This window comes from Halococcus saccharolyticus DSM 5350 (assembly GCF_000336915.1).
GTDB lineage: Archaea > Halobacteriota > Halobacteria > Halobacteriales > Halococcaceae > Halococcus > Halococcus saccharolyticus.
The window spans coordinates 12,724-34,999 of record NZ_AOMD01000002.1; the positions used below are offsets into that span (position 1 = coordinate 12,724).

The 22,276-nt window shown below is 65.6% G+C and carries 18 protein-coding genes and 4 pseudogenes; 8 read left to right on the top strand and 14 right to left on the bottom strand.

Translation table 11 applies throughout. The annotated features are described in order from the left end of the window. Positions 1–44: 44 nt before the first annotated feature. The gene (locus C449_RS00150) at positions 45–866 is read right to left on the bottom strand and encodes an undecaprenyl-diphosphate phosphatase (RefSeq protein ID WP_006075820.1); all 822 of its coding nucleotides are present in this window, start codon (positions 864–866) and stop codon (positions 45–47) included. A gap of 158 nt (positions 867–1,024) precedes the next feature. On the opposite strand from C449_RS00150, the gene C449_RS00155 reads away from it, so the two are divergent. From C449_RS00155 to C449_RS00190, 7 genes and pseudogenes are all read left to right on the top strand, one after another. Beyond that, positions 1,025–2,572 (top strand): O-antigen ligase family protein, encoded by a 1,548-nt coding sequence (locus C449_RS00155; RefSeq protein WP_006075822.1) that lies wholly within the window; start codon positions 1,025–1,027, stop codon positions 2,570–2,572. A 24-nt stretch (positions 2,573–2,596) separates the two neighbouring features. Next, positions 2,597–2,950, top strand: a pseudogene (locus C449_RS17310) (3-ketoacyl-CoA thiolase); the annotation flags it as partial. Positions 2,951–3,110: 160 nt separating this feature from the next. Beyond that, positions 3,111–4,397, top strand: a complete 1,287-nt coding sequence (gene paaK, locus C449_RS00170; RefSeq protein WP_006075825.1) for a phenylacetate--CoA ligase PaaK — start codon at positions 3,111–3,113, stop codon at positions 4,395–4,397. Between the two features lie 173 nt (positions 4,398–4,570). After that, positions 4,571–7,192, top strand: coding sequence for a heavy metal translocating P-type ATPase (locus C449_RS00175; protein WP_006075827.1), 2,622 nt, complete (start codon positions 4,571–4,573; stop codon positions 7,190–7,192). Between the two features lie 168 nt (positions 7,193–7,360). Continuing rightward, a complete protein-coding gene (locus C449_RS00180) occupies positions 7,361–7,831 on the top strand; it encodes a MaoC/PaaZ C-terminal domain-containing protein (RefSeq protein ID WP_006075828.1) in 471 nt (156 codons plus the stop codon). Positions 7,832–7,921: 90 nt separating this feature from the next. Then, positions 7,922–8,360: pseudogene (locus tag C449_RS18945) on the top strand (AEC family transporter). A gap of 47 nt (positions 8,361–8,407) precedes the next feature. Further along, the gene (locus C449_RS00190; RefSeq protein WP_006075830.1) at positions 8,408–8,827 is read left to right on the top strand and encodes a hypothetical protein; all 420 of its coding nucleotides are present in this window, start codon (positions 8,408–8,410) and stop codon (positions 8,825–8,827) included. Between the two features lie 65 nt (positions 8,828–8,892). Here the strand turns inward: C449_RS00190 and C449_RS00195 are convergent. Continuing rightward, a pseudogene (locus C449_RS00195) lies at positions 8,893–10,218 on the bottom strand (helicase HerA domain-containing protein); the annotation flags it as partial. A gap of 250 nt (positions 10,219–10,468) precedes the next feature. On the opposite strand from C449_RS00195, the gene C449_RS00200 reads away from it, so the two are divergent. Then, positions 10,469–11,935, top strand: coding sequence for an MATE family efflux transporter (locus C449_RS00200; RefSeq protein ID WP_006075833.1), 1,467 nt, complete (start codon positions 10,469–10,471; stop codon positions 11,933–11,935). 80 nt (positions 11,936–12,015) lie between these two features. On the opposite strand, the gene C449_RS00205 is transcribed toward C449_RS00200, so the two are convergent. From C449_RS00205 to C449_RS00265, 12 genes and pseudogenes are all read right to left on the bottom strand, one after another. Further along, positions 12,016–12,231 carry a heavy-metal-associated domain-containing protein gene (locus C449_RS00205; protein WP_006075834.1) on the bottom strand — a complete coding sequence of 72 codons (216 nt, stop codon included), beginning with the start codon at positions 12,229–12,231 and terminating at the stop codon, positions 12,016–12,018. A 94-nt stretch (positions 12,232–12,325) separates the two neighbouring features. Then, positions 12,326–12,508: pseudogene (locus C449_RS00210) on the bottom strand (HVO_2922 family protein); the annotation flags it as partial. 225 nt (positions 12,509–12,733) lie between these two features. Continuing rightward, a complete protein-coding gene (locus tag C449_RS00220) occupies positions 12,734–13,486 on the bottom strand; it encodes an ion transporter (protein WP_006075839.1) in 753 nt (250 codons plus the stop codon). A 144-nt stretch (positions 13,487–13,630) separates the two neighbouring features. Next, positions 13,631–13,945 (bottom strand): hypothetical protein, encoded by a 315-nt coding sequence (locus C449_RS00225; RefSeq protein WP_006075840.1) that lies wholly within the window; start codon positions 13,943–13,945, stop codon positions 13,631–13,633. Beyond that, positions 13,938–14,954 carry a hypothetical protein gene (locus C449_RS00230; RefSeq protein WP_006075841.1) on the bottom strand — a complete coding sequence of 339 codons (1,017 nt, stop codon included), beginning with the start codon at positions 14,952–14,954 and terminating at the stop codon, positions 13,938–13,940. The genes C449_RS00225 and C449_RS00230 overlap by 8 nt, the downstream gene beginning before the upstream one ends. A gap of 45 nt (positions 14,955–14,999) precedes the next feature. Continuing rightward, positions 15,000–15,350 (bottom strand): hypothetical protein, encoded by a 351-nt coding sequence (locus C449_RS00235; RefSeq protein ID WP_006075842.1) that lies wholly within the window; start codon positions 15,348–15,350, stop codon positions 15,000–15,002. Then, positions 15,347–15,667 (bottom strand): hypothetical protein, encoded by a 321-nt coding sequence (locus C449_RS00240; protein WP_006075843.1) that lies wholly within the window; start codon positions 15,665–15,667, stop codon positions 15,347–15,349. The genes C449_RS00235 and C449_RS00240 overlap by 4 nt, the downstream gene beginning before the upstream one ends. Positions 15,668–15,681: 14 nt before the next feature. Beyond that, positions 15,682–16,050 (bottom strand): PadR family transcriptional regulator, encoded by a 369-nt coding sequence (locus C449_RS00245; RefSeq protein ID WP_006075844.1) that lies wholly within the window; start codon positions 16,048–16,050, stop codon positions 15,682–15,684. A gap of 87 nt (positions 16,051–16,137) precedes the next feature. After that, entirely contained in the window at positions 16,138–17,772 is a 1,635-nt protein-coding gene (locus C449_RS00250; protein ID WP_006075845.1) for a cbb3-type cytochrome c oxidase subunit I, read from the bottom strand. Positions 17,773–17,784: 12 nt separating this feature from the next. Beyond that, the gene (locus tag C449_RS00255; RefSeq protein ID WP_006075846.1) at positions 17,785–19,185 is read right to left on the bottom strand and encodes a hypothetical protein; all 1,401 of its coding nucleotides are present in this window, start codon (positions 19,183–19,185) and stop codon (positions 17,785–17,787) included. Positions 19,186–19,451: 266 nt separating this feature from the next. Further along, positions 19,452–20,906: a permease gene (locus C449_RS00260; RefSeq protein WP_006075847.1), complete on the bottom strand. Its 1,455-nt coding sequence runs from the start codon at positions 20,904–20,906 to the stop codon at positions 19,452–19,454. A gap of 358 nt (positions 20,907–21,264) precedes the next feature. Beyond that, on the bottom strand, positions 21,265–22,263 hold the full coding sequence (locus C449_RS00265; protein WP_006075848.1) for a hypothetical protein: 999 nt from the start codon (positions 22,261–22,263) through the stop codon (positions 21,265–21,267). Positions 22,264–22,276: the final 13 nt, after the last annotated feature.

Sequence of the window (22,276 nt, forward strand, 5' to 3'; positions counted from 1 at the left end):
GGTTGTGCCCGTTTGACAGTGGCGGACCGGTCGAGCGCACTCGATCAGACGACGACGTACACGAGCGCGCCACCGAGCACCGCGAGGCTCCCGAGTCCGACACAGATGCCCCAGAACGCGACCCGTTCGACGACCCGCATCAGCGCATCGATCGTCAGATAGCCCACGATCGCACTCGTGGCGAGCGCGATCGCCGCCATCGCCGGCGGGATTGCGGGGATGCCACTGTCGAGCAGCGGGAGCAGGCCGCCACCGATCGACGCCGGGATCGAGAGGAGGAAGGAAAGTTGGAACGACGACGGGCCGTCGTGGCCCCGGAGGAGCAGCGCGCTCGCGGTCGTTCCCGATCGTGAGATGCCGGGGAGGATCGCAAGTCCCTGAAGTCCGCCAACCAGCACTGCGTCCACGAGATCGGGTGTGTCCCGCCGGCCGCCCCGCCCCTCGACCCCCCGCTGGACGAGTCCAGTGACGATCAACAGCGCGCCGATCAGTGCGACGAACACGCCGCCGGCGAGTTCGCTCACGAACTGCTCCAGCAGCACCAACGACGGGATGCCGACGATCCCGGTCATGAACGTGGCAACCACGAGAAAGGTGAGCTCCGAGCGTTCGCGGTCGAACGCGCGCTCGGGTCGCCACGATGGAAGCGTACGAACGAGCGAGGCGACCTCGTCGCGATAGTACGCGAGCGCCGACAGCGCGGTCCCCGCGTGCAGGAACAGCGAGAGCTGGATCGCGACGCTCGGCTCGATGTTCGCAACGAGATTCAAAAAGAGCGTGATGTTTCCCTCGCTAGAGATGGGGAGCCACTCGAAGACCCCCTGGAGGATACCGATGACAACCGCCAGAACGACCGACTCCTGCATGCGAGAGGAGGGTCGCGCACCGGATAAAGGCAGTTCGGTTGCGCGCTCGTTGGACGCCGCCTCGGCCCCAGCCTCGTTCGTCGTCGGCCGGGACGGCTGACACCACGAAAACCGACACATGTATGTCGGGCTGTGTTGTAGCTTGTCAGAGAACGGACGTGAGCGAGATCACCACCGAGCGCTTCGGCACGCTCGACGACACCGTTCTCGCCGACGACAGCGACGCATTGACGTACGCGTGGACGGCCGCGTTGTTGACCGCCCTCCTTGCGGTCGTGGTGCCGGTGGTCGGACTCGCGAGCGATGCCCCGACACCCGTCCTCGTCGGGGCCGCCGCTGTCCTCTACGTCGCGACCATCCTCGCGGCCGGCGTGACGTTCGAGGGGGTTGCCGCATCGGTGTTCGTCCTCGGACTGTTCGACATCGCAGTGACGGTGATCGACGGCCCGGGGATCGCCACTCTCGACCTCGTGGCGGTCGATGTGGTCGCGATCCCGCTGGGGTTCGTGCTCGTCTACGACTGGCTTACCGAGCGTCCCCAGCTCCGACCGACCGTTCGTGGCGTCGCAGTGGCGGCGTTCGCGGGCTTCGTGGGTTGGTCGTTTCTCGCCACGTTCTTCGGCAGCGGCCCTTCGGAGCTGGCCGCTGGATTGTTCGCGATCGAACAGCTCCGGTATTTCGTGGTGTTCGTCGTGGCCGCCCTGATCGTCCGCCGGACGAACCCGTGGTGTGCGATCTACCCGTTCGTGATCGCCGCGCTCGGCAACCTTCTCGTCTCGCTCGCCCAGATCGCGAACGGTGGTCGGCTCGGCTTCCCATTGCTCGGCGAGCCACCCGACCGATATCTCGGTGCGTTCACGCTCGGCGCGGTCGAGATCCCGACCGGCTTCTACGCCGGAGGATTTGTCGGCCACGGTCGGGAGTTGGCGATGGTGCTCTTTCTGTTCGTTCCGCTGGTGATCGCGGTCGCGCTGCGGCGGTCGTGGGGCGAACTCGGGCTGGCGGGCGTCGCGGTCGCCGCGTCAGTGTTTTCGATCCGGGTGGCCGACACCGACGCCGGCTGGGCGACGCTGCTGCTGCTCGGTGCGGTGTTCGGCACCTACCTGCTCGGGGTGGCGTTCGTCCGGATTCGACGACGCTACTCGGCGCTCGCGCTAGTGCCGGCGGCGGCCACCGTCGTTGGGTTCGTGTACGTCCTCGTTCGCGGTGTTCTGGCCATTCTCGCGTCGAGTGCGGGCGACGGTAACATACTGGTGTTCGAGACAGACACGCTCGCCGTGCGGATCGACCAGTACGTCGCGGCGGTCGGGATCGCACTCGACCAGCCGCTGTTCGGACTCGGCGGAGAGAACTTTGTACTCGTCTCGGAGCGCTACGTCGGTCAGGCGGACCTCGGCATCCACAACACCCTCCTCGCGAACCTCGCTGCAACCGGGTTCGTTGGGTTCGGGCTCTACCTACTCGCCATCGCAGCAGTGTTCTGGGTCGCGCTTCGCCTCATGCTCGACACAAGCGGTGACGAACGCGTTCTCTGGGTCGCAGTGGCTTGTGCAATGTGTGCCTATCACGCCTACTCGTCGTGGATGTGGTCGTACCCCTGGACCGTCGGCAACAGTGCGTTCTGGCTGCTCGCCGGGATCGTAGTCGGCGGTGCGGCGTCGCGGTGGAACGATACGGTACGGCCGATCAGCGGTCGCATCGTTTAGGAGCTACGATGTCGTGATCGCGGTATATGCGACGTCTATCTCGTCGGCGCGGGCCAGTCGCCGTTCGAGTCGTTTCCCGACGAAACGTACCGCTCGCTGTTCGCGACCGCCGACGACCGTGCGCCCGACAGCGTCGACGGCGAGTTCGAGCCGAATCGGATCGACAAGGCGTTCCTCGGCACGCTCGGCGTCGGTGACCGCCAGATCGGTCTCAGCGCGCCAGCCGTGACCGAACACGTCGGTCTCCACGGTATCCCGACCACCCACGTCGAGAACGCGTACGCGGCGGGTGGGTACGCCGACCGGTCGGCCGTCACCGCAGTCAGGTCCGGACGGGACGACGCCGACCCCGAAGCGGTGGCGGTCGGCGACGAAGTTCGAGCTGCCGTGCGCCGGATCTACGAGCAGGAGGGTGTGGTACGCTACGGGTCGAAGTCCGTTCCCATCGAGTGAAGATCGGGGACGGAAACCGGATCGTGGGTGGCTCTGACACTCAGTCAGAACGATTTTATAACCATCGAAGCAACGGTTGAACGTCATGGTCGAAGCAACGACGGGTACCGACTCACGGCACGAACTCACCGCCCTCCAAGACGAACGACTCGTCGAGACCGTTCGCCACGCCTACGAGAACGTCCCGTTCTATCGTGAAGCGATGGACGACGCGGGTGTCGCTCCCGACGACATCGAGGGGATCGCAGATATCCAAAAGCTCCCGATGACGACGAAGGAGGACTTCCGCACGGAGTACCCCGACGGGCTGTTCGCGGTCGACGACAGCGAGGTCCGCCGGATCCACGCCTCCTCTGGCACGACCGGCAAGCCGAAGATCGTCGCGTACACCGAGAGCGACCTCGGTCGATGGGCGGACGTAATGGCACGCTCGCTCGCCACCGCCGGCGTCGAGCCGGGTGACACGGTTCAGAACGCCTACGGCTACGGCCTCTTTACTGGGGGGCTCGGCTTTCACGACGGGATCGAGGAGTTGGGGGCGACCGTGATTCCGATGGGTGGCGGTGACTCCGCCCGTCAGCTTTCGATGCTCGAAGACCTCGAAAGCGACGCGCTCGCCTGCACCCCATCGTACTGCCTCTATCTCGCTGATTTCGCCGCCGACCGCGGTGTCGACCCGCACGAGCTGCCGGTTTCGACGGTCGTGATCGGTGCGGAGCCGTTCACCGACCCGATGCGCGAGGAGATCGAGACGGCGCTGGACGTCACCGCGATCGATATCTACGGGCTTTCGGAGATCATCGGTCCCGGCGTCGCGGTCGAGTGCGCCGAGGTCCAGGAGGGCCTCCACGTCTGGGAGGATCACTTCTATCCCGAGATCGTCGATCCCGCGACCGGCGAACCGCTCCCGCCGGACGAGGAGGGCGAGCTGGTGTTGACCTCGCTCACGAAGGAAGCCCTCCCCGTCTTCCGCTACCGAACCGGCGACATCACCACACTCTACGAGGACGAGTGTGATTGCGGGCGGACCGCGGTCCGGATGGGGAACGTCACGGGTCGGACCGACGACCTCCTAATCGTCCGAGGTGTCAACGTCTACGCCAGCCAGATCGAGGAAGTAATGCTCGACATCGACGGGATCGCACCCCACTACCGGCTCGATCTCCGCCGCGACGGATCGCTCGACACGATGGACGTGACTGCCGAGCGCCACGCCGAAGCCGACGCGAGCGCGGACGAGCTTCGGGCCGAGATCGAAGGCCGACTCGGCGAGCAGTTGGACGTCTCACCCGACGAAATCGACGTGGTCGAACCCGGCGAGATCGAGCGGACCGAAGTCGGGAAAGTCAAGCGCGTCTTCGATCACCGCTGACTGGCCGTCGAGATCGACCCGCGACACGGCTACGGACGGCTGATCTACTCTCCGGCACGTTACGATCGGTGCTGATCTCCAATTTTCACTTTCGGATCGTAAGTTTGTGCGGGCCTCGATGCAGACGGTCGAAAGAACAACCGCATTGAACGAGGATCCCGTAGATACAGACAATGAGTCAACGAAGAACCCAGCTCGATATTCTAGGGATGAGCTGTGCGAACTGTTCGCAGACGATAACAGAGGCGCTGCAGGACCTCGACGGGGTGGGAACGGCGACCATCAACTACGCAACCGACGAGGGCACCGTCGAATACGATCCAGAAACGACCTCGCTCGCGGACATCTACGCTGCGATCGACGCCGCCGGCTACGAGGCGGTCAGCACTGCGACCTCGATCGCAATCACCGACATGACGTGTTCGAACTGCGCCGAAACCAATCAGGAGGCGCTCGAAGGCGTTCCCGGCGTGCTCTCGGCAGAAGTCAACTACGCGACCGACGAAGCGACCGTCGAGTACAACCCTGCCGCAACCGACCGTGAGCAGCTCTACGCCGCGATCGAGGACGCGGGGTACTCGCCCGTCCGCGACGACAGAAGTGAAGAATCCGAACAGGACCAGCGCGACGCCGCGCGCAGCGAGGAGATCCGCCGGCAGCTTCGACTCACGCTGTTCGGCGCAGTGCTCTCGCTCCCGCTGATCGCGTTCATGGTTGAGAAGCTCGTGCTCGGCGGCGGGGCGCTCCCCGAGACGATCTTCGGTGTGGAGTTCGGCTGGGTCGAGTTCCTGCTCGCGACCCCGGTCCAAATCGTGCTCGGTCGACCGTTCTACAGGAACGCCTACACGGCGCTCGTCAAGAACCGGACGGCGAACATGGACGTGCTGATCGCGCTCGGTTCTTCGACCGCATATCTCTACTCGGTCGTCGTCCTCCTGGGGCTCCTCGCGGGAAGTCTGTACTTTGACACCGCCGCGTTGATCCTCGTGTTCATCACGCTCGGGAACTACCTCGAAGCCCGCTCGAAGGGACAGGCCGGCGAGGCACTCCAGCAGCTCCTCGAAATGGAGGCCGACACCGCGACTGTCGTGGACGAGGATGGCAACGAAGAGGAGGTTCCGCTGGAAGAGGTCGACGTCGGTGATCGGATGAAGGTCCGTCCCGGCGAACAGATCCCGACCGACGGCGTCGTAGTCGACGGCCAGTCGGCGGTCGACGAGTCGATGGTCACCGGCGAGTCGGTGCCCGTCGAGAAGGAGGCGGGCGACGAGGTCGTCGGATCGACGATCAACGAGAACGGCGTCCTGGTGGTCGAAGCCACCAAGGTCGGTGCCGACACGGCGCTCCAGCAGATCGTTCAAACTGTCAAGGAGGCCCAATCGCGCCAGCCCGACATCCAGAACCTCGCCGATCGTATCTCGGCGTACTTCGTGCCGATCGTGATCGCGAACGCGCTCCTCTGGGGACTCGTCTGGTATCTGTTCCCCGCAGCGCTCGCGGGATTCGTCGACACGCTGCCGCTGTTGGGGCTCGTCGCGGGCGGTCCGGCAGCCGCCGGCGGCACGGTCTCGGCGTTCGAGTTCGCGGTGGTCGTGTTCGCCTCCGCCGTCCTGATCGCGTGTCCGTGCGCGCTCGGGCTCGCAACTCCGGCGGCGACGATGGTGGGGACCTCGATCGGTGCGAAAAACGGCGTCCTGTTCAAGGGTGGTGATGTCCTCGAACGCGCGAAGGACGTCGATACGGTCGTGTTTGACAAGACGGGGACGCTCACGACGGGCGAGATGGAACTTACCGACGTGGTTCCGCTCGATGGTACTCGGACCGCCACCGACGGCGGGAGTGGAACGGTCGCCGACGGTGGGATGCAGGCGTTCGAAGGTCGATCCGAAAGCGACGACGAGATCGGCGAGGAAACCGTCCTCCGGACCGCAGCGAGCGCCGAATCCGGTAGCGAGCACCCGCTCGCGCAGGCTATCGTCGCCGGGGCCGAGGAGCACGGCATCGACCTCGCCGACCCGACCGAGTTCGAGAACGTGCCGGGACAGGGCGTGCGCGCGACAATTGACGGCGAGGAGGTGCTCGTCGGCAACCGCAAACTCATACGGGACAGCGACATCGATCCCGCACCCGCCGAGGACGAACTCGAACGGCTGGAGGCCGAGGGCAAGACCGCGATGCTGGTCGCACGCGGGGGGGCGCTGCTCGGGCTCGTGGCCGACGCGGATACGGTGAAAGAGAGCGCGAAGGAGGCCGTTGGGGCGCTCCACGACCGCGACCTCGCGATCCACATGATCACCGGCGATAACGAGCGGACGGCCGAAGCGGTCGCCGAGGAAGTCGACATCGACCCCGCGAACGTGCGTGCGGAGGTGCTCCCCGAGGACAAGGCCGCCGCAGTCGAGGAGATCCAGTCGGCGGGCAGTCGTGCGATGATGGTCGGTGACGGTGTGAACGACGCCCCCGCGCTCGCGACCGCCTACGTGGGAACCGCGATCGGCTCGGGGACCGACGTCGCGATCGAGGCCGCCGACGTCACCCTGATGCGCGACGATCCGCTTGACGTGGTGAAAGCGATCCGCATCAGCGACGGCACGCTCCAGAAGATCAAGCAGAATCTCTTCTGGGCGCTCGGGTACAACACCGCGATGATCCCGCTCGCGTCGCTCGGTCTGCTCCAGCCCGCGCTCGCCGCCGCGGCGATGGCGTTCTCGTCGGTCTCGGTGCTGTCGAACAGCCTCTTGTTCCGGCGGTACACGCCGGACGAGGACTATCGCCTGCTGTACCGCTGGCGATAGTTCGAGGAGGCGTGTACCTCGAAGTGCCAGCGGCACTTCGGCGGTACGTGCCGGACCACGACTACGAGCTACTCGGCTTCCTCCGATAGCTGCATCGGCGACTTCCGTCGCTTCTGTGACGGACGAACAGGTGGTTTCTTGTATCTCTCATGCGATCGATGCGGTAGAATGCCCTACAGCTACGAACCGCACTACTTCGAGGACTTGGACGTGGGCCAGACCTTCGAGAGCGCCGGGCGAACAGTAACAGAGACCGATTTTGCGATGCACTCGATGTTCACCGGCGACTGGACCGAACTCCACACCAACAAGGAGTACTCCGAGGATGGCCCGTTCGGCGCGCGGATCGCCCAGGGACCGATGACGTTCATCCTCTCGACAGGATTATTCCAGCGGACGGGAATCGTCGAGCGCACAGTCGTGGCCTTCCTTGGGATGAACTACATGGATATTCCAAATCCAGTGTTTATCGGCGACACCGTGAGTGCCGACTTCGAAGTGACCGAGAAACGCGACCTCGACAGCCGGGACGACGCCGGCCTAGTCGTGATCGATAGCGAGATGACCAATCAGGACGGCGAATCGGTGTTCGCTGGCGATATGAAGTTCCTCTTTAAACTGAAATCCGACGCCGAATAGCGACGACAATCGAACATCAGGGCGTCGAACCTGACTTTCCACTGCGGTGAATCCGAACCGTGAAAGATCCCTCGACGGTTTGCACCAGTAGTGGCAGTTCTGGCTCGATTGCTGGCGATGCTCGCCGTGGTGTTGGCCGGGACCGGGCTGCGCGCGGTCGGGGTTCTCGATGATGGTCGAACCGGCCGATTGAACGCGCTCGCGTACTACGTCGCGCTCCCGGCGCTGATCTTCACCGCGACGTACGGATCAGTCGGTCGGCGACCTCCTCTCACCGGCGCTGCTCGCGGGGCTGTTGGTCGTGCTCTTCGCCACGGCGGCGCTCGCGTGGGTCGTCTTCTCGACGCTCGCCGTCGATCCCGCGGCGCTGACAGCGGGCGTCGTGATGTTCGGGACGCCGACCTCGGTCTCGACGTTCGTCTACACCACCGAACTCGGTGGCGACGAGGGGTTCGCATCGCTCAACGTCTTCGTCACGACGGTCGCCTCGATCGGGAGTCTGTTCGTTCTCATCCACCTGATCGGGTAGCCCGGGACCCCAACCCTTAGTATTCGATCGCGCCACCTCCCGATCGAATGTCCGCAACCGACTCCCGCCGGGAGTTCTTCGTCCGGGTATCGGTCGTCGTGGCCGTCGCAACCCTGTTCCTCACTGCGAGCTTCGTCGGTTTGCTCGCCCTTCTCAACGGTGATCTGCGGGGGAGTTCCTCCCGGATCGCGTGGTATCTGACGATCGCTGCCGTCGCGTTCGTCGGCGTCATCATCCTCCTCGAAACGCAGGATGCTGCGGGAACGTCGATCATCACGACGGCTGCGATCGTGGCCGCGATCGTCTTCGTGCTCGTCTCGCTCGGTGTCGAAGGACTCCTCTACACTCTCCGAAACCCGGCTGCAGTGTTCGTCTCACAGACCATCCTCTACTTCTTCGCGGCGGCGCTCATCGGTAGTGGGCTCGGCTACTGGGCGCTGCGCCACTGGCGGGAAGTCGTCGGCTAACGGCGCGACGCTATCGATAGTCCGGACGGCGAGTGAGACGTTCACCGCGGCAGCAAATCACGTCCTCAACGATCGTCGCCGGCGAGTCGCCGGCGGAGCAGGTACGAACCCAGCCGAAGACGATAGCCGAGCGAACGAAGCAGGAACAACGAGAGATCGCCGACTTCGGCGACGACTCCGCCGACACCGGTGCGGTCCTCGGCGGTGGCCGGTGGGGTCGGCGGCGTCGGGCGCTGGCGCGGCGACGACACGATGTCGTTCGGGATGTCGATCACGCGCCTGGCCCGCGATCCCGCGTCCGTGCTGGTGGAATCGGTACTGGTGTCGCCGGCCGCGGGGTGCTCATTCTGGCTGGCCCGAAGCTCGGCGACCTCGTTTTCGAGCGCGCGATTTCGCTGTTGCTCGCGCTCGACCGCGGCTTCGAGTTCTGTCGAGTCCATGCTGTCGAGTGCTCGTCCGCCGTCGGAATCGGGTGCTGTGGCGTCGGCCACCGCCTCGTCAAGATCGGGGTTCGACGTCACCGTCATCTGCTCGTCTGCCGTCGATCCAGTGCCCCAGTCCGAGTCGGCACAGCTCGGGGCATCGTGATCCGAATCGACGTGTGCCGTCTCGGAGCCAGTGTCGAGCGGCGACTCCTCGGTGAGGAGCGCGTCGGCTGCGCCGTTGCCAGCCGACGAGTCGTACGAGTCGAGACCCGGAGTCGCACCGGCATCGTGTGTGGCTTTTCGTCGGAACTGGACACGATCCACCGAATCGTCCCAGTCCGTCAGCAAGAACCCCTCGCCCGCGTCGAAGTCCTGGATCAAGTCGGCGCGTTCCGAGCCGAGCACGTCGCCCGCGATCGAGACGTCGTTCTTCCACGTCAGCCGGTGCCAGACCAGCCAATCGCACTGGGTAATGAAGTCCTTGTCGACCGACGATGGGCGCTGTGACATCCCGCAGATCCCGAACCCGCGCTTCCGGCCGCGCTTGCCGATCCGTTTCAGGAGCTTCGCGAGATCGGTCCCGCCGCCGGACTGAGGGAGATACTCCTGCATCTCCTCGATCAGGAGCAAGAACGGCTTGCGCTCGCGCTTTTCCTTTCTGAACAGGTGGGCGACGACGTCGTGGATCAGCGTCTCGGCCTCCTCACCGTCGAAGTAGCCCGACACGTCGAGGATCACGGGCACGTTCTCGACGAGGGCGGCCTCGGCGATCGACTCCGCGTCGTCGGGGGCGACTTCGACGTCACAGAACTCGTCGGCACCGACGTGCAGCACCTCGAATCGTTCTTTCAGGCCGTAGTACTCGCCCTCGGTGTCGACGATCAGGAGATTGAACCCGTCGGTGAGCAGTTGTTCGGTGATCACGCTTGCGGTGTTCGACTTCCCGCTTCCTGATTTCCCAGTGATAAATCCACGCCCTGTGAGAATTTCGACGGTCGGGAGCGCCCTGCCGTCCTCGGTCACGACGATGTGCTGTTCGCGCTCCTCTTGGGCCATTCGTGAGGACTGGTTCACGCCACCACGATAAAGATCCTGTGTCGACGGCGCGCCACCACGCCGATTGTCGGGTCGACCCCCGTAGCGGCGCGGGACGTGGGGTTCCGTAGCGTTCATACTGACTGGACAGTTAGCCACGCCGAGGAGTCATCCTATCGAAATGCTCGGAGCGCTACGGGATCGGCTGTACGCTGCCGTGCTCCGCTTCCCCGCGTTGCTGGCGCGGCTCGGCCTCGTCGACCGCGATAAGGGGACCGAAGCGTTCGATCTCGCTGTCCCGGTGATGGTCTCGGGGGGCTTTCGGACGCTGCTCCGGGTCACGGACTTCTTCATGGTGAGTCTCGCACTCGGAAGCGCGGCGGTCGCCGGACTCGAACTCGGCTTTCAGTACTACTTCATCGGCTTCGGGCTCGCGCTCGGACTGTCGAGCGGAACGATCAGTATCGTCTCGCGGTTCGTCGGAGCCGGCGAGGACGCGCAAGCGGACCTCGCGATCAAACAGTCGCTCTGGCTCGCGCTTTCGATCACGATTCCGCTCACGCTCGTGACGTGGTTCGAGGCCGAGGCGATGATCGGACTGCTCACCGACGCCCCTCAGACGATCGCGCTCGGTGGCACGTACCTCCGGATCGTGATGCTCTCGGTTTCGTTCCGGTTCTGGAGCATGATCGCCGCGCGGGCGCTCCAGGGCGCGGGCGACACGCGGACCCCGATGTACGTCCGCCTACTCACGATCCCGGTCAACATCGTCCTGAACGCCGTCCTCATCTTCGGAATCGGTGTGTTCCCCGCGCTTGGCGTCGCTGGCGCGGCGTGGGGTACGACGATCGCGAACACCCTCGCGGGTGTGATCTTCTTCGTGCTGCTCACCTCCGGCCGGTACTCCGTTCGACTCCGGCTCGGTGGCACGCAGTGGTCGACCGACATCGCTCGGGAACTGATCCGGGTCGGCTACCCGCTCGCGGGCCTCCAGCTGATCCGGACGTTCGGTCGCTTCCCGTTCCTGTTTGTCCTCGCGAGCCTCGGCACAGGGGTAGTCGCCGCGTACGCGATCGCGCGGCGGGTCATGCTGCTCGCGATGATGCCGGCCTGGGGGTACTCCACCGCGTCGAGCACGCTCGTGGGTCAGCACGTCGGCGCGGGCGACGCGGACGAAGCCGACGACTACGCCTGGCAGACCCTCCGGATCGCCCTGCCGACACAGCTCCTGATCGCAGGCGTGCTCGTGCTGTTTGCGCGCCCGATCGCGCTGCTGTTCGCGACCGATACGCCCGGGTTGACGGTCGCGTTCATCCGGGTGTTCGGGCTCGGCGTGATCGCGTTCAGCGTCTCGCGGACGATGCGGGGCGGGCTGCGTGGCGCGGGCGACACCCGCTGGCCACTCTACGGGACGCTGCTCGGTACCTTAGTGCGGCTGCCGATCGCGGCGCTCGCGCTCCCGACGACGCTCACGCTCACGGTCGCTGGTGTGTCGTTCGCGCCCGGTCTCGGCCTCGGCCTCGGTGCTGTCTACGTCGCGATGCTCGCGGACCTCTACCTCCGTGCGGGCGTCAACCTGTTCCGGTTTTGGACCGGGAAGTGGAAGGCGATCGCGGCGCGCTCCGGCGTCGGTGCCGGCGGTGACTGACGACTGAGCTCTCGTGACAGTGCTCGCATTCCGTACTCAGTGATCGAAAGCTCACGGCGTGTGGCCGCAGTCACCGACGATCAGTCGGCCGTGTGATCGGTCACCTCGTATCCGAGGTCGGCGACGACCTGCTCGATGTAGCTCCCGGTCGTCGGGCGCGGCGTGGCGAACGCGACCACGCCCGCCTCGTGATCGGCCGTCACGTCCGTGACGTCGCCGACCGCACCGACCTTGTCTTCGATGATCGCTTCACATCCCGTACACGTCATTCCGTCGACGTCGATTCGGTGACGCATAGTCTATGATACCCGCGGAGACGGCTTAAGATACCAAGAATCTGAGGAAAAATGGATCGTGACGATCACACGTCGGCGGTGGTCGATCGACGGTTCAATCGTGCGTTTCGACCGATGCTTCACCGGCGTTCCGTTTGACGCTCCGAATGCCGTTCCGTGCCGCCCGTTTCGAGCTGTAGCCCTCGCCGCCGTCGGCGATGATCTCGGTGTTCAGGTGGCGGAGCCGCCATCGCCACTCGCCCGCGCTGTCCACGTAGAGTTCGAATGTCGCCTGGCTCATGATGCACGCGGGTTTGGCGACCCCGGGTAATCAGTTCGGGACACCCTGCGATTCGACGGTTCGTTCGACCACAGCGATCCTCAATCCGCATCCGATCGCCGGACGCGCGGAGGTCGAGTTCGAACGTCCAGCCGCACCGAACCTGCTCGACGAGGTGGCAGTAGGCGTCCGCCATCGCGGTCGGCGAGATGAGTTCGTCGTCCTGGATGACTCTAAGTGAACTCAATCGAGTTCGCGACCGCAGTGGGGACACCGATCAGGATCGGCGTCGTCCGCGATGAATCCCGAGGCGAGGATGCTGGCGGGGAGCGCGACCAGACCAGTGCCGAGCACTGCGACCGTCGCGCCGAGGAGTTTTCCGAGCGGTGTCACCGGATAGACGTCGCCGTAGCCGACCGTCGTGAGGGTCACGACGCCCCACCACAGCGCCGCCGGAATGCTCGAAAACGCCTCGGGCTGGGCGTCGTGCTCGACGAAGTACATCAGGCTCGACGCCAGCGTGAGGAGGAGACTCGTTCCGGCGATCGCGACGGTCAGATCGCCGGTTTTCCGCTTCGCCACCCGCTTGAACCGTGCAACCGACTGAGAGTACCGCGCGAGCTTGAACAGCCGGAGGAACCGAAAGAGCCTGAGCGCGCGGAGCACCCGGAGATCCGAGGCGAACACGACCGTGCCGAGATAGAACGGCGCAACGGCGAGCAGGTCGATCACGACCGCTGGCCGCGTCATGAATCGCAGGCGGCCGAAAACCGGATGATCGTACTCCTCGGCCGCCGTCGCTGACCAGACTCGGAGGACGTACTCGGCGGTGAACACCGCGACCGAGAGGAGTTCGAAGGTATAGAAAACAGCCTGGTAGCGGGTGAACAGCGGATCGACCGTGCCGAAAACGACGGCAACGACGTTACAGACGATGAGCCCCGCGATCAGCCAATCGACGGCCCGCGCAGCCGATCCCCCCTTACCGACCGTCAACAAGAGATGTGTCGAGCGCTTCGCGTCTCGATACCGCGCTCGAAGAGGACGTAGCATCGATGGTACTGAAAACTCGGCGGGCGGTGGCGTCACCGTGTGTTTCCGGGTGTTCCTGGCGCGTTCTCGTTGCCGGCGAGGCGGATGCTACGGACCGAACTCTTCCTTGTGCTCCTGGTAGAGGATCCCCGTGAACAGGGCGAAAGGGACCAGTCCGAGCACGGCCAACCCCAGTCCAGCCCCGAGAAGCGACGGGACGTTCGCATACCGGATGAAGTACACCAACACGCTGATCCCGGCCCCGATGAACGCGACGACGCTCGTGATCGCCAGCCCGAAGCTCCACTTCCGCATCCGCCATCCGAGGTTCTCCGAGCGTCGGAGCATCTGGATCAGGACCGCGATCGGCGGGATCGTCAGCGCCACCAGCTGGAGGAGGTTCAGCGCGACGTCCTCACTCATCGGTTGCCTCCGAAACTGGTGGTCGGCCGCCGTTCGATCGTGCATCGTCGTTCTCGGACCGTCTGGGAGTGGTTCGTTCGTGCATATGTCGTGTTTCGTGTTCGAGTATCGTTCCGTCCTCGCCGACCGCGACATCGGTGGCTCCGAGCGCGATCCCCCAGAGATCGGCATCAGTCGGGGAGTCGACGCCGTGCCAGCCTCGGTCGGGCGTTCGTTCGATGATCGCTCCACTCTCGCCGACCGCGACCGCGCGCACTCCGTCATCGTCACCTGCAGCGTGTTCGTCGGTGGCGATCGCGTAAACCGCCGCCTCGCCGACCGAGAGTGGCGTCCAGTTCCCGCACGCACGGTCGTAGCGGTAGAGCATACCGTCACCACCGCCGACGAGCAGCGACCCGTCCGTGGCGCACACGCCGTGGAAGTTGACCTGCGCACAGTCGACCCCGATCTGGACCCACTCCTCGTCAGCAGTTGCGAAAACGCCGCCGCTGGTATCGGCGGCATAGCAGGCGCTCGCGTCGGCGGCGAGCGCCGTGATCGTCGACCCACCACCGGGTTCGGTGACCGCACCGTACTGCGGACAGCCGCGGTCGTCGAACCCGATCGGGAGGAGCTCGCCCGACCCGTTCGCGACGCAGAGACGCTCGTCGTCCGGCGTGCCGGCGACCGCGATCGCCTCCCAGGTGCTCGTTTTCTCCATCGGGGCGGTGTAGTCGTACTTCCGCCCCGACGTGGTGTCGTACATCCCGAGCGCGCCGCTGTCGCCAGCGAACCAACACCGTTCGCGGTCTGGCGTGACCGCGACGCAGGTGAGCCGGTTGCGATCGGTCGCCGGCCCGGCCCCGATCACCGTCGTCCATCCCGTCTCGTCGCGCGCGAGAACCACCCCGTCCTCGCCGACCGCGTACGGGCCGCGGACGGTTTCGACGACGCCGAGAAGCGTCTTGTCGGTCGGTGAATCGATCGCTCGCCACTCGGCTCGGTCCCGGTGATTCGTCGTTTCGGTCATACTGTGCAGTGGTCGGTGTAACTCTGACGAGCGGTACCGCCGGCGTCACTGGTACCCACCGAGAAGGAGGACGGAGAGTCCGTTCGTCATCACGAGTGCGATCGCCCACGCGACGATGCCGACACCGACTGCCGTCGGGGGCCGTGCGTCGGTCCGATGACCGACGACGCCGACCCACGCCGCGGCCGGCAGGACCGCCCCGAGAAGGGGGACCCAGCCGAGCAGTAGCGCGACGACGACGGCGAGCACCGCGCCGACCGCCGCGGTGGCGAACGACGCTTCCACAGTGGGCGTCGCCCCGCCTGCCCCCAGCGGGACGCCGACGTAGATCGTGAGCCCGCCAACGATGATGCCGACGACGAGGTTCACCACCGCTCCGAGCAGTCCGGCGATCATCGGTCGAGGAGCTGCGCGTGGGCCGTAGTCGTTTCGAGGTCGTCGACGTCGAACGTCGCGGCGTGAAACAGTTCGCCCTCGGTCGAGAGCAGCATGACGAGGTGGACCTGGCTCTCGGGGTCGGGATCGGGAAGGACGTACAACTCGTAGAAGTTCTCCGTGTCGCGCTCGCCGACGGTGGCTTCGAGGTTGCCGGCAAGCAGGTCGTTCAGGTCGGCCAGTAGACCGTCGTCGCACGTGATGTCGGGCGATTCGCTCGACTCCACACCCACATCCGTTCCCTCTTCCGTACTCGAGTCGGTGTGATTACTGCTCATGGTTCGTTCACCAGTCAGGCTGCCTCGCCGGGACCGTCGAGGAGACACCACTCGCTCCACGCGGCGTGGGCTTCGAGGTACTCCCGCGCCGCCGCGCTCGCACGGTAGGCGTTCGTCCGGCCGTCGACCGGACGCTTCTCGACCAGGCCCTCCTCGACGAGTTCACGGAGGTTCTGGTAGAGCCGACCGTGGTTGATCTCCTCGTCGTACGCCTCACGGAGCTCACGCTTGATCTCCACGCCATTCGGATTCGTCCCATCGAGGCTGACGACGACGAACAGCACGTCGCGCTGGAACCCCGTCAGGTCCGCGAGTGGCTGTGGTTCGTCCGGGAGGTCGGGAGTCGGTTCGCCGGTGTCGTTAGTGGTGTCGTACACGGACATGGCAATCACGACGGCGCGAGCCGTCGACGCCGCGGCCGGGACTCGAACCCGGTGGTCGGCCTGGCTACCGAACGCGGTGAATCACCGCTACGCACGCTCGTCGTCCGCCGATGTCGCCGCTGAACCGTCGTGAGAACCGGCCCGCTCCAGACGTCGCTCGAACCGCTGCCACTCCCGGGTGAACGCCCCGCTTTCCTTCAGATCCCAGACGTCAGCAGTCTCGACGATCTGTCCAGAGTGCCACGAGACCAGCACGTTCCAGAGCCAGAGCAGTTGGGCGAGCCCGATCAGGTAGGCCCCGAGGGTGGCGAGCTGTTGGACGGTGGCGAACTGCGCGGGGTAGGTCGCCATCCGGCGCGGCAGCCCCCCCATCCCGACGACCAGCATGGCGAGGAAGGCGATCACGACCCCGATCGCCGTCAGCCAGAAATGTGCGCGAGCGAGTCCGGGATCGAACAGCCGCCCAGTGAAGAGCGGGAACCAGTAGTACGACGCCGCGAACAGCGCGAACACCACCGTCCCGACGAGCACGAAGTGAAAGTGACCGACGACGTAGTACGTGCCGTGATACAGCAGGTCCACCGGGATGGAAGCGAGGAACACGCCGGTGACGCCGCCGACGACGAAGTTCCCGATCGCGCCGACGCAGAACAACATCGGTGCGGTCAGCCGAACCCTGCCGCCCCACATCGTGGCGATCCAGTTGAACGTCTTGACCGCGCTCGGCAGCGCGATCGCGAGCGAGACCGCCATGAAGCTCGCCCGAATCCGGGGATCGATCCCGGTCGTGAACATATGGTGAGCCCAGACGCCGAAGGCGAGCACCCCGATCGCCAGCGTCGAGTAGACCACGAACTGGAAACCGAACAGCTCGCGGCCCGCGAACTTCGGGATGATATGGCTGAGTAATCCCATCGGCGGCAGCACGAGGATATAGACTTCGGGATGGCCGAAGAACCAGAACAGGTGCTGCCAGAGCAGCGGGCCGCCCGCTTCGACCGCGAAGAAGGTCGTCCCGAGATTGCGATCGAGGAGGAGCATGACGACCGCGCTCCCGAGCACCGGAAACGCGAACAGCACGAGTCCGCTCGTGGCGAGTACCGTCCACGAGAAAACGTCCAACCGATGCCACCCGACCGCTTCGGCGCGCTCGGCGACGATCGTCACGACGAAGTTACCAGCACTCAGGAGCGTGCTGACGCCGCTCAGATGGAGTCCGAGCAACACGAGGTCGAGATCGACGTTCGGAGCGCGCCTCGACAGCGGCGGATAGAGTGTCCAGCCGGTCGCCGGAGGGTTCATCCCGGGAACGCCGAGCAAGTCCGCAAAGATACCGGCACGCATGAGGACGAACGCCGCCGGGAGCAGCCAGAACGCGGTCGCGTTCACCCGCGGGAACGCCATGTCATCCGCGCCGATCAGCGACGGCACCACGTAGTTCGCGAGCCCAAACGCAACCGGCGTCGCGAAGAGAAAGAGCATCGTCAGGCCGTGGGTCGTGAACAGCTCGTTGTAGGTCTCGGGGCTCCAGACGTCGGCTGGGGGAGTGAGGAGCCCAGTTCTGAGCAACATTGCGTCGAGTCCACCGAGCAGACCGGCTCCGGTTCCGAAAACGAGGTACAGCAGGCCGATGTCCTCGTGATCGACGGTGGTGACCCACCTGAGCGCACCGCGGAGTTTCTCGCGGTCGTCGACTGCTCGTCCGGTGGGTGGTCCTGCCATGCTGAACGCTCGTTATCCGGCGTCGAGGGGATCGCCGCCGAGACGTGTCGTGCCCACGAGGAACTCGCGGACGCCAACCGCACCGACGACTGCTGCGAGTCCGAACGCGAGGGTCGGGCTCACGGCGTACAGCACGCCGCCGACGAGAGCGCTCGGAACGCGCAACGCGGCCCGTGCCGTTCGATACCCGCGACGATCGTCCGAGATGTCGTTCGCGTCGTCAGTCTCCGTCGTAGTGTCATCTCCCGTCATGATCCCATCGACGAACGCATGGCGGGTCGGGAGGCCTGCGCGATACAGCCCGAACGCCGCGAACAGGCCGGCGACGATGGCCGCGTTCGCGGGCGCGCTGACCAGCGTGATCGGGAACAGCGCCGCGACGAGAAGGGTGCCGGCGACGACGCGCTCGCGGCCGATTCGGTTGGCGAGCCGCGTCAGCGGTTCGGTTGCGATGAGCGCGACGCCCATCTCGGCGACCAGACACACCCCGAAGAACGCGTCGGGCCGGAGCCGCTGGCCGAGCAGCGTGACGTCGATCCGGAGCACGCTCGTCACGGTGATGACGAGGAACACCGAGACCATCCCGACCGCGAACTCCACGAGCGCGTCGCCGAAGAGGGGCTGTCTCACCGATCGCGGCAACGAGCGCAGCGAATCGAGCGTGGATCGGATCGGCTCGTCGGGGGTGGTGATCCAGCCGTCAGCCGCCGTCTCGTCGTCGGTCGCATCGTTGGAGCGAGCGCTCCCTGTTACCAAGTCTGCACTCGCAGCCGGTATCTCGTCCTCGTCGAGCACCGCGAGGAGAACGGTCGTCGTCACCCCGATCGCGGCTGCGAGCCCGAGCACGACCTGGAGCGCCGTGATCGCTGGCGAGATCAGGGTCAGAAGGCCGACCACGACCGGCAGGCCGGCGAGCAGCGCGACGTACCGTGGCGTCCGTGCGTGGCGAATCACCTGCGGGACGCGGTCGCGGATCCGCTGTGGAACCACGCCGATCGCGGCGGCGGTCTCCGGCCCGACGGCCTGCCACGACTCGATCAACGCGAGGCCAACGAACACCAGCGCCACAGTGCGCACACCGTCGGTCGGGCCGAGCTGCGGCGCGGCCAACCAGCAGACCATCCCGAGCGAGGCGAGCGCCCCGACGACGGGGGCCGCACTCGATCTCAGCCGATCGGCCACGAAGCCGAGACGGGGGACGGCCACCGCGAGCAGGGTCGCGATGCTCCCAAACAGACCGATGACGACCGGTCCGTTGCCGAGCAGCCGAAGATATTCGGGAGCGTACCGGACCGCAGTGTAGAGCGCGACGTTGAATGCGACGACCGTCACCGACGCCGCAGCGTCGCTGGCCACGCTTCCCTCGAAAACGCCGGCGGCGTTCCGGGGTGCGGTGGTACTGTCGCTCGTCATCGGTGGTTCGGACGGGAGTGAGAGAGCATGCTGTGAGAATCGGTCGGGATGATTGGAGTACCGTTCGAGGCCGTGAGGTCGTCGGGGATGTCCGGCTGATCAGTCGGTCTGTTCGAACGCGGTTTTGAGGCGCTCGATCGCGTCGTGGACGGTTTCGCGGAGCTGTGCAAGCGATGGATAGTCGGTGTCGTTCGTCATCGTCGTGTGTCGAGAAGTGGGTGATCGATGTTCGATACATCCGGTTCAGGTCGGTCGGCAGGGTCGTCTTATCGAAGGTTTCGACCCTCCGTGTAGAGTTTCGAGCAGGCGGCGCGCACGGCCCCGAGGACCATCCGGAACGCGCCGCCGATGGTTACGATCCCCGCGCCGACCGATCGTACGCCCGTTCCGAGCGTTCGGCCCGCGTCGCCGAGGTCGGCGAGAAACGCGGCGGCCGTCTGCACGAGAAGGTCGGTCGCGTCGAGGACTGTTTCGCACCCGCGCCACGCCGCCTGAGGCAGTTCCCGAATCGCTGCCTCCATCCGTTCGGGACCGTAGGTGACGTACACCTGAGCGAGGAACACCGGCGTGAGCACGAGGTTCAACGTCGTGGTGTACCCACCCGAGAGCGTGCCGCCGACTTCTGTCCGTGGCGGCACAATGCCAAGCCCACCGAGGAGGTAGTGGGCGGCTACGCCCGCGACGACCGCCGCGACGAACAGCGAGCCGAACAGCACGGCCGCCATCCGGATGCCGTAGTATCGCCGGTAGGTCCGCACCAGCGGCGGGATGATGAGATCGGCGTAGATGAACGCCAGCACGCTGCCGAACGGGAGGCCGTTGGTCCAGAGCACGAGCGCGAACGGCACGTTGCCGACCGAGCACATGAACGTCACCACGCCGATGACGACCGCGATCACCGTGTCGAACACGACGGACTGAAGGCCAGTCTCGACGCCGAACAGCGCCGCCCACCACGCCTCGGGGACGAACGCACCGATCAACCCCGCGAGGACGAACCCGAGCGCGATGTCCTCCCAAAGCATCTCCCAGTCTTTCACCGTCTTCTTGCAGGCGGCGTCCCAGCCGTCGACGGTGAGCAGTTTGTCGGCCCACGCGACCTCCCCTGTACTACTCGTCTCACCGTGCTGGCTCTCGTAGGCGCGCCGACACCCGCCACAGCAGAAGTACTTCGTTCCGCCGGTGGTTTCGGCGGCGATCGTCTCCTCGTCGGTCGGGTCGGCCTCCATCCCACAGGCATCACAGTTCGTCTCCTCGACGTCGTGGAGGTGCTCGCGCGCGGCGTCGAACCAACTCTGGGGGACGACGTTGCGGAAAATGAGGGCGAGCACGCAAATCGCGATCACGCCGCCGAGATACTCGCCGACCACGAACTCCCAGCCGAGCAGCACCCACATCACGAGCCCGAGCTCGATCACGAGGTCGGTGCTCGCGAACAGGAAGGCTCCGAGGCTCGCGACGCCCGACGCGCCCTTCTTGAACAACGATTTGCTCGTCCCGACCGCGGAGTACGAACAGCTCGACGAGGCCGCCCCGAACGCCGAGCCGAGCGCGACCTCGCGCCAGCCGTCATCGCCGAGCACCTCGGTCATCCGCTGTTCGCTCACGAACACCTCGACCACCCCCGAGAGGGTGAACCCGAGCACGAGCGCCCACCACGTCTCCCACGTCATGCTGGCGACGAGGCGGATCGCGTCGGCAAACGAAGCAGTGACTGACATGATCGAGTCTATGATTCGATGAGTCGCAAGTCGCCGCAGTGTCGGATCGGTGTTCGCAGCGGTTGGACCGAGGCTGCGAGAGGCTGGACCGAGACACGCCCGTGGCTCGGCGAAATCGGTCGACAAAAACGAGCCGAAGCCGCTCGAAGCGGCTCCGGATCGCCGTAGGAACTGCTGGCCGTCACCCCGGAGCTCATCCGCATCCGGTTCCCGGACGCGTCACCCCAGGTGGGCGTGCATGCTTCCGTATATTCTTCGATGTAATAAATCATTCCCTTTGTGAGATTATCTGTTCTATCGCGTCGATTCGCGATCGGACCGCGGCGACCGCGCGGTTCAATCGGTTCGGCCGTCGCCATCACTGGAAGTTCTCGAGGATCGTCCCGTCGGCACCCACGGCGACGTCCGAATACTCGACCGTGCCGAGCGCGACGCCGTGGAGCGTCTTCGACACGGAGGTGTCGGCCACCGACCATTCGTTGCCGTCGACGGTGACGACCGTCCCGCCTGGACCGACGGCGGTTCCGCGGCCGTCCCGCCGGTCGACCGCGTGGAGCGCGTTCTCGACCGACGCGACCGAGATCCAGTTGAACCCGTTGTAGAGGAAGATCGAGCCGTCGTCGGCGACGACAGTAACGGTGTCGGGATCGAGGGTCGCGACGTCGTGGAGACTCGTGCTCACGTCGTCGATCCCGATCGAGCGCCACCCGCCGTCGGATCGCTTCCGGGAGACGTTGCCAGTGGTGTCACAGAGATAGCCAGCCGCTCCCCGCGTGGCGATGGCGTTGACGCTGTCGCCGTCGGTGGGTTTCGTGACCTCGCCCCACTGGATAGTCCCCTGCTGGTTGCGGCCGACGAGGAGTTCGCCGGAGCCATTTATAAGGGAGATGCGCTCGCCGCCGGCCTGGCCGACGACCGCGACGTCTTCCCACGAACTCGTTTTCTCCTTCGGGGCCGAGCGGTCGGTCAGTTCGTCGTCCGCGACGTCGTAAAATCCCGCCGCACCGCTGTCGCCGCACATCCATACGCGCTCGCTGTCGTTCGTGACGGCCGCGCCGGTGAGACCGTTGCTCGCTCCACCTGGTCCGCTCTCGACGACGATCTCCCAGTCGTCGTCGGTTCGGGCGAGCACACGGCCGCTCTCGCCGGCTGCGACCGGACCGTCCGCCGCAAGCACCACGTCGCGGAGTGCCTTTCCGGTCGGCGAGTCGACGCGCTGCCAGCCGTGGGTCGCGGTCGGGCTACTCGTCAGACAGCCCGCGAGACCGACTGTAACCACGCTTCCTGCGAGCGCGAGCACGTCCCGTCTGGAGCAGCGGCGCGTCCGTTCCGGTGTGGTCGAGTCGTCGTGCGTCATTGCTGCACCCCGA